Here is a 7,459-nt window from a genome sequence, read left to right as displayed (position 1 = left end):
GCTTACTCGGCGGCCTCGGTCACACTCATGAGGATATCGCGGATTGCGGCCTCATTGATGTCGTCATGCTCGGCAATGACCACCAGGCGCGAGCGGCGCTCTTCACCCGGTTCCCACGGCCGGTCGTACTGATGACGCACGCGGGCACCAACGGCCTGCACCAGCAGACGCATAGGTTTGCCCTGAACGGCGGCATAGCCTTTGACGCGCAGAATGTTCAGCTCATTGGCAAGACGTTCGATATTGGCGACCAGTTCCGCCGGGTCGGTCTGTTCCGGAAGCTCGACGATGATGCTTTCGAAATCGTCGTGTTCGTGGTCGTGGTGGCCGTCGTGATGCGACGGGCGCGCGTCCATGTCATCCTCGGCGGCGGCTTCGAGGCCCAGCACGACACGCACGTCAACGGCGCCTTCGGCTACCTCAACCACGGGCAGCGGGCGCGGAGCCTCAGTCGCGATGACCTCTTTGGCTTTGGCAACGCCTTCCGGACCGGCCAGATCGGGTTTTGTCAGCAGGATGATGTCGGCGCACGAGATCTGGTCCTCAAACACCTCGGACAGAGGCGTTTCGTGGTCGATCGAGTCGTCAGCCAGGCGCTGGGCGTCCACGGCTTCGACGTTAGGGGCGAAACGACCTGCAGCGACGGCCTCAGCATCGGCCAAAGCGATCACGCCATCGACGGTAATTTTCGAGCGGATATCTGGCCAATCAAACGCTTTTAGCAGCGGTTTTGGTAGCGCCAGTCCAGACGTTTCGATCAGGATGTGATCGGGGCGCGGTTCCAGCGCCATCAGCGCCTCAATGGTCGGGATGAAATCATCGGCTACTGTGCAGCAGATGCAGCCATTGGCTAGTTCCATGATGTTTTCCGCCGGGCAATCCGGAATGGCGCAGGATTTCAGGATATCGCCATCTACACCCACGTCGCCGAATTCGTTGACGATAACGGCCAGGCGCTTGCCCTGCGGGTTCTGCATCAGGTGCTTTACCAGCGTGGTTTTGCCCGAGCCCAGAAAGCCGGTGATCACAGTGACGGGGAGTTTTTCAAGGTTGCTCATTTCAGGGCTCCAATCGGGGGAATGCGGGCCGCACAGTTTTTGCGGAAATGTTCGGGGCGTTCGCGCCATTTCACCAGACCGTCTTCAGCGGCCAGATACTTGGTGACGCCTTCGACGATGGTCTCGACATGGTTGGTCTCGTCGAGGTTTTCATAAACGAAGGTCCATCGGGACGGGCCGCCACGCAAAACGATCGAGCATCCCTGATCACAGTTCGACAGACATTCCACCGGTTTCAGGTCGACGCCGTCCGGCAAGCCAGCCTTTTCAAGTGCTTTATGCAGCAAAGTGCCGGGTCGCTGGGCGTCATCTTCGATAGGTAACCCACGGCGGCATGTCGTACAGACCAGCAACTCGACTGGTGCGGTCTCGGTCACGTCTCTCATCCCCCTCATCCTTTATACGGGGGACGGGGTTTCATGCGGGCCACGCGTCTGCACATGGACCCGACACCGGAACACCCCGCCCGGTTTCAACTTCGGGTGCTGGCAGGTCTCCCGGCTTGCGGATGTCAGAGGCGAGCCTCTGTCGGATGTCCCGCCTTCCCGGCCTATTAGGCCAGTGGCTTTGGGCACCCTCTCCGGTCACGGTCGCGGGGGCGGCTGTGCTTGGCGGAATAACCGCTGGCACATTCCCTTTTCATCCATCCGAGGATGGACACCAACGCATGCGACATGCGGCACGGGCAGGGGGCTTGTCAAGCACGACTGGGGATTGAAAACCCGCTACGTCAGAAAAGCGACTTGCCGAAGTCAGTCAGCGGCATCCGATGCGATCCGTTCACGCGAGCCAGGCGCAATTCAGCCCGGCCGTCGCAGATGATTGAGCGTTTCTCGGTTTGGCAATCAGGTAGTGCGGTTGTGTAAATGGAATCGCTGGACCCGCAATCGCAACATGCATCTGATACTGAACTTTAGGCGTCCGAAATTGCGAAATCAGCGCAGAAAGCTAAGTGCTTGGAAATAAATGGAGGCGAGTACCGGAATCGAACCGGTGTACACGGATTTGCAATCCGCTGCGTCACCACTCCGCCAACTCGCCTTTTCAAGTAAAATCAAATACTTGCCGTGGTGTGATCGGCGTTTTAGCAGCTTTCGACAGGAGCGTCCAGAGGGGGGAGCGTAAATTTCAGGGCCGGGTGCCAACTTAGTCTTTGGTTGCGACGTTGTATCTTGTGAAGATTGGAAAGTTTCCGTGTCTGGGCCGTTGCCGGTTTTTCAAGGATGTGGCAGAACTCAATCACCCAAGGGAGCAAGATGAGCGATCCAATGACAGATTTCGCAGCCCGCCGCCGGACGATGGTCGATACGCAGATACGTCCTTCTGATGTCACGAAATTTCCCATCATAGACGCGATGCTGACCGTCAAGCGCGAGAATTTCGTGCCGGACGCGCAGCGCGAAGCGGCATATGTCGAGGGATTGATCGAACTGGGTGATGGGCGCTGCATGTTGGAGCCGCGGACCCTGGCTAAGATTCTGGACATATTGAACATTTCGAACGACGAGTCGGTTTTGGATATTGCTCCGACCTTGGGGTATTCGACCGCTGTTACCGCGCGCATGGCACAGCTGGTTGTTGCCGTAGAGGAAGATGAAAATCTGGCGGCCGAATCTCAGTCTATCCTGATGGAGGCGGAGGCAGACAATGCGATTGTCCATGTCGGCCCGCTTGAACAAGGTGCCCCCGAACATGGGCCCTATGACGTGATAATGGTCCAGGGTGGTGTGGAACAGGTTCCGGATGCGTTGATCGCGCAACTTAAGGACCATGGGCGAATTGCGTGCCTTTTTGTCCAAGGTGCACTGGGGATCGTTCGGATCGGCCATAAATCTGGGGGTCGAGTGACCTGGCGGGACGCGTTTAATGCCAATGCACCGATTTTGCAGGCATTTTCCACGGACCGTGTATTTTCGCTATAGTTTGATAGCTGATTTTTCTGCCGCCTTGATTAGTTTAACGCAAACGCGCAAACTATCGGCAGAGCAGAGTAATTTCGATTTGAGAGGATTTCGTTATGGGTTCTATGGCGGGAGGGAAGCTGGTCAAAGCGCTGGCGCTGACTGCGGGGGTCGCACTTAGCTTTGTACCAGGACGGGCCGTTTGGGCCGACAACATAACTGACGCATTCATTGGCGCCTACAATACCAGCGGGTTGCTTGAACAGAACCGCGCATTGTTGCGCGCGGCCGACGAAGACGTGGCAATCGCATTGTCGGCGCTTCGTCCGATCATCAACTGGACGGTTGCGATCAGCAGCGACTACACACGTCGCAACATCAACAATGTGGTGACAAGAACCGACCCGAACAACTTCTTTACGGGGCTGACCCTCAGCCAACTGCTCTACGATGGTGGGGCTGCCGTTCTGGGCAAACAGTCAGCGCAAGAAACGGTGCTGTCGACCAGGCAGACCCTTGTTGATATCGAACAGCAGGTTCTGTTCCGCGGTGCCAATGCGTATCTCGAAGTGCTTCTGCAGGAAGAAACCGTACAGATTCGCTTGAACAACGTCGATGTATCGGCTGAAGAACTGCGCGCATCGCAGGACCGGTTCGATGTAGGCGAAGTTACACGCACGGACGTTGCACTGTCACAAGCCCAGCTTGCAAGCTCGCAGGCTGATCTGGCCGTTGCGCGCGGTAATCTCGATACAGCGCAAGCGGAATATGTAAATGCCGTTGGCAAATCGCCCGGACGCACAGCGGGTCAACCGAGCCTGCCAAACCTGCCTAATTCGGAACCGCAGGCCGTCAGCCTGGCGCAGCGTAACCACCCGGCTATTCTTTCGGCACAGCACCAGGTGCGTGCCTTCGATCTGATCGTTGCGCAACAGCGCGCCAATCTGGGCCCGAACGTCAGCCTGAACGCCGACGCCGGTATCACCGAGACCTATGACAACGATGATAGTATCGAAGACGGGACGGTGTCGCTGAACTTCAGTCAGCCAATTTACGCTGGTGGCCGTTTGGCCGCAAGCGTGCGCCGCGCCATGGCTACACGGGATGCATCGCGTGCCAACCTCTTGAATGTGCAAAAAGATATCACTCAGGGTGTGACCGAAGCCTATGCCCGTTTCCAAGCGGCATCTGCAAGTTTGCGGGCGTCGAGCGAACGAGTTCGCGCATCAAACGTGGCGTTTGACGGTATCCGCGAAGAGGCCACTCTGGGTGCACGGACCACGCTGGACGTTTTGAACGCTCAGCAGGATCTGCTGGATGCGCAGCTGGCCGAGGTCGCGTCGCGGATCGAGCGTTCGCGCGCAGCTTACCAGCTGTTGCAGGCACAGGGTCTGTTGACTGCTGAACGTCTGGGACTGGCGGTGCAAATTTATGATCCGACGCTGTATTACAACCTGGTCAAGAAAGCGCCGGCTCAGGTCAGCAGACAAAGCAAGGACCTGGATCGCGTTCTCAAAGCGTTGCGTCGCGACTAAGGGCCAATACTATCTGTTGTGACGCCCGGCTTGTTTGGCTACACTCAATCCTGAGGATAGAGCGGTAGAGAACAATGACGGAAAAAGTCGTGAACGGCAGAGTAGAGGACGTGCTGTCCTCGATAAAACGGCTGGTCGGTGAAAGAGGTGAACAAACCTCGGAGCCGTCGCCTTTAATCGCCCGCAAGCCCGGGCGATTGGTGCTGACCGATGCATTGCGGGTCGGCGGAACATCCAGCATTCAGGACGGCCCGGAGAATGAAGCCGAGGCCAACGAAGGTTACACGGTCGACGCGTCAGTCAAGCCGATGCTTCTGCGCGCGTGTGACATCATAGATCGTGAAGATCCCGCCAACAAAGAACAGGCCGCGCCAGAACCGCCCAAAAACCCGACCAACAGCCTGAGCGCAAAGATCGAAGCCCTAGAGGCGGCGATTGCACGCACTGAGGACCAGTGGGAGCCGGACGGCGACAGCGAAGACGAGTATTCCGGCACTCCTGCGAAAGCCCTTGAGTTCAGCGTGCGCAAAGAATTTTCGGATATCGAGGGAAATAAAGCCGAACCCACTGAGGCGAAGTCTAAAAAAGCCGTGGCGACGACCAGGGCAACTTTCGTTCGCGACCCCGAGGTGATCGCCGCACTACCTGTTCACCCAGTCGAAGCAGCAGCGGAAGATTCAGCGATAGCTGGTATTAGCGAAGACGCATTGCGCAAAATGATCGCTGAGGTTGTCCGTGAAGAATTGCAGGGTGTTTTGGGCGAACGTATCACCCGCAACGTCCGTAAGATGGTCCGGCGCGAAATCTACAAAGCCCTGGCCGAGCAGGACCTCGAGTAACACTCAGACGCTTTTGGGCGTTTCTGCAAGCGCCAGCAGGCGGTCCAGATCCATATTCTGTTCAAGGTGGTCGGCCAGCGCGTTCAACGTATCTTCGACCCCATCTTCATAGGCCAGGTCCGAGGTCACGCCCAATTGCGACAGGTAAGACGCGCGGAATGCGTCCGAGCTGAAGATACCGTGCAGATAACTACCGCGGATACGACCAGAGGCGTTTGCAGCACCTTCTGGCCGCCCCTCGACCTCTAACCAAGCGCGGGCGCAATCAGATCCTTCGGTACGGCCCATGTGGATTTCGTAGCCCGACACCGGTTCTCCTCCGCCAAGGGCGCGGGCCGAAGTGAGCGTTACCTGTTTCTTCCCTGCCATCACGGTCTCAACATCCAGCAGGCCCAACGCTTCAACAGTCCCCGGTTGTCCGTCGACGCCATCCGGATCAGCGATTGTCTTGCCCAGCATTTGATAGCCGCCGCACAGGCCCAGAACATGGCCGCCCCGGCGGACATGGGCGTATAGGTCGATATCCCAGTCCTGAGCCCGGAAATAAGCCAGATCGCCGATGGTGGATTTGCTGCCGGGCAGCAGTACCAAATCGGCATCACCGGGCAGGGGGCGTCCTGCTGGCACGATCTCGACCGAGACACCGGGTTCGGCAGACAAAGGGTCGAGGTCGTCAAAATTTGCCATGCGTTCCAACTGCGGAACAACCACCTTGCAGGCCCCGCCAGAGTGGGACCGGATATCCATCATATCCTCGGCTGGCAGTTTCCACGCATCATGGAACCAGGGAACGACGCCCAGACAGGGCCATCCGGTACGTGCAGCGATTTCATCGCGACCTTCATCGAAAAGAGATACGTCGCCTTTGAACCGATTGACGGCAAAACCCCGGATCATCTCAAGATCACCTGCATCCAAAACCGCCTGGGTGCCTACGATCTGGGCAATGACACCCCCGCGGTGAATGTCACCTACCAGAATAACGGGTACGCCTGCAGCGCGCGCAAATCCCATATTGGCGATGTCACCCTTGCGCAGGTTGGTTTCGGCCGGGCTACCCGCGCCTTCGATCAGGACAAGATCCGCGTCGCTGCACAAGCGGTCAAAGCTTTCAAGCGCTGCGCCCAGCAGTTTGGATTTATCCTTGCGGTAATCGCCCGCTTTCATCGTGCCTGCGCGTTGGCCTTGTACGATAATCTGAGCACCAGTGTCGGTTTCCGGCTTCAGCAGAATCGGGTTCATGTCTGTATGCGTCGCACGCCCCGCCGCCAGCGCTTGCAAAGCCTGTGCGCGCCCGATCTCTCCGCCATTTTCGGTGACGGCGGCATTGTTCGACATGTTCTGCGGTTTGAACGGTGCAACGCGCAGCCCGCGCCGGGTGAAAGCCCGCGCCAGACCGGCCACTAGAACCGATTTCCCGACATTGCTGCCGGTGCCCTGAATCATGATGGACCGAACCATGGCCTGTCTCCTATGTTGACGCGCAGATGACCTGATTTGCGGGCAAAGGAAAAGCCAAAGTTGAACACGCCAGCGCATCTTTTGATCGGAGCTGCCGCCTTTGCCCGCCCAGCCCAGGGACGTTTCCTGTGGGCCGCTCTGTTGGGTTCGCTATTGCCGGACCTTTCGCTTTACCTGATGGCGGGCACGTCCCTTTATGTACTTGGGGTTCCCGCAAGCGTGGTCTTCGACCAGCTTTATTTTTCCGACGGCTGGCAGACCGTGTTTGCGATCGACAATTCCTTTGTCCTTTGGGGGGGTGCCTTGCTTGTCGGGGTATGGATGCGCTGGAAGGTCTGGACCGTTGGGGCGTCCGCCGGGTTGCTGCACCTTTCGATGGATTTTCTGCTGCATGCCGGGGATGGGCGGCCGCAGTTCTGGCCATTCAGCAATTGGGTGTATCACAGCCCCATCAGCTATTGGGACAGCACGCATCACGCTTTGTGGGTGGCACCAATTTCGGCCGTGCTTTGTGTCGCGTGTTACGCCGTTTTGTGGCGTCGCGGCATGCCCATCTGGGCGAAAGCGTTCTTTGCCGTGCTGCTGATGGCCGAACTGTGGGTCGCGCGGCAGTGGCTGTTGTTCTTTTGAATGATGGCATAAGAAAAGCGCGCTCCCAGCTAGGG

General features: G+C 58.0%; 7 protein-coding genes, 1 tRNA gene and 1 riboswitch. Of the genes, 4 read left to right on the top strand and 4 right to left on the bottom strand.

The genetic code is table 11. The features are described from left to right. Positions 1-2 precede the first annotated feature (2 nt). From cobW to AC2FIB_RS10625, 3 genes are all read right to left on the bottom strand, one after another. Positions 3-1,058 carry a cobalamin biosynthesis protein CobW gene (cobW, locus tag AC2FIB_RS10635; RefSeq protein WP_496736299.1) on the bottom strand — a complete coding sequence of 352 codons (1,056 nt, stop codon included), beginning with the start codon at positions 1,056-1,058 and terminating at the stop codon, positions 3-5. Continuing rightward, complete coding sequence (locus AC2FIB_RS10630) at positions 1,055-1,444, bottom strand: DUF1636 family protein (protein ID WP_496736300.1); 390 nt, start codon at positions 1,442-1,444, stop codon at positions 1,055-1,057. The genes cobW and AC2FIB_RS10630 overlap by 4 nt, the downstream gene beginning before the upstream one ends. 84 nt (positions 1,445-1,528) lie before the next feature. Continuing rightward, a riboswitch (cobalamin riboswitch) is annotated at positions 1,529-1,738 on the bottom strand. 287 nt (positions 1,739-2,025) lie between these two features. Beyond that, positions 2,026-2,099, bottom strand: a tRNA-Cys gene (locus AC2FIB_RS10625). A gap of 227 nt (positions 2,100-2,326) precedes the next feature. On the opposite strand from AC2FIB_RS10625, the gene AC2FIB_RS10620 reads away from it, so the two are divergent. From AC2FIB_RS10620 to AC2FIB_RS10610, 3 genes are all read left to right on the top strand, one after another. Then, positions 2,327-2,980 carry a protein-L-isoaspartate O-methyltransferase family protein gene (locus AC2FIB_RS10620; protein ID WP_496736304.1) on the top strand — a complete coding sequence of 218 codons (654 nt, stop codon included), beginning with the start codon at positions 2,327-2,329 and terminating at the stop codon, positions 2,978-2,980. Between the two features lie 95 nt (positions 2,981-3,075). Next, positions 3,076-4,494 (top strand): TolC family outer membrane protein, encoded by a 1,419-nt coding sequence (locus AC2FIB_RS10615; protein WP_109313935.1) that lies wholly within the window; start codon positions 3,076-3,078, stop codon positions 4,492-4,494. Positions 4,495-4,568: 74 nt separating this feature from the next. Further along, entirely contained in the window at positions 4,569-5,333 is a 765-nt protein-coding gene (locus AC2FIB_RS10610) for a hypothetical protein (RefSeq protein WP_496736305.1), read from the top strand. A gap of 3 nt (positions 5,334-5,336) precedes the next feature. Here AC2FIB_RS10610 and AC2FIB_RS10605 read toward each other — a convergent pair whose 3' ends face one another. Further along, positions 5,337-6,794, bottom strand: a complete 1,458-nt coding sequence (locus AC2FIB_RS10605) for a cobyric acid synthase (protein ID WP_496736306.1) — start codon at positions 6,792-6,794, stop codon at positions 5,337-5,339. Positions 6,795-6,854: 60 nt separating this feature from the next. On the opposite strand from AC2FIB_RS10605, the gene AC2FIB_RS10600 reads away from it, so the two are divergent. Beyond that, positions 6,855-7,424 carry a cobalamin biosynthesis protein CobQ gene (locus AC2FIB_RS10600; protein ID WP_496736308.1) on the top strand — a complete coding sequence of 190 codons (570 nt, stop codon included), beginning with the start codon at positions 6,855-6,857 and terminating at the stop codon, positions 7,422-7,424. Positions 7,425-7,459 lie beyond the last annotated feature (35 nt).

Source organism: Ruegeria sp. YTSA072 (genome assembly GCF_059610285.1).
This window is presented reverse-complemented; position numbering and strand designations above follow the sequence as displayed.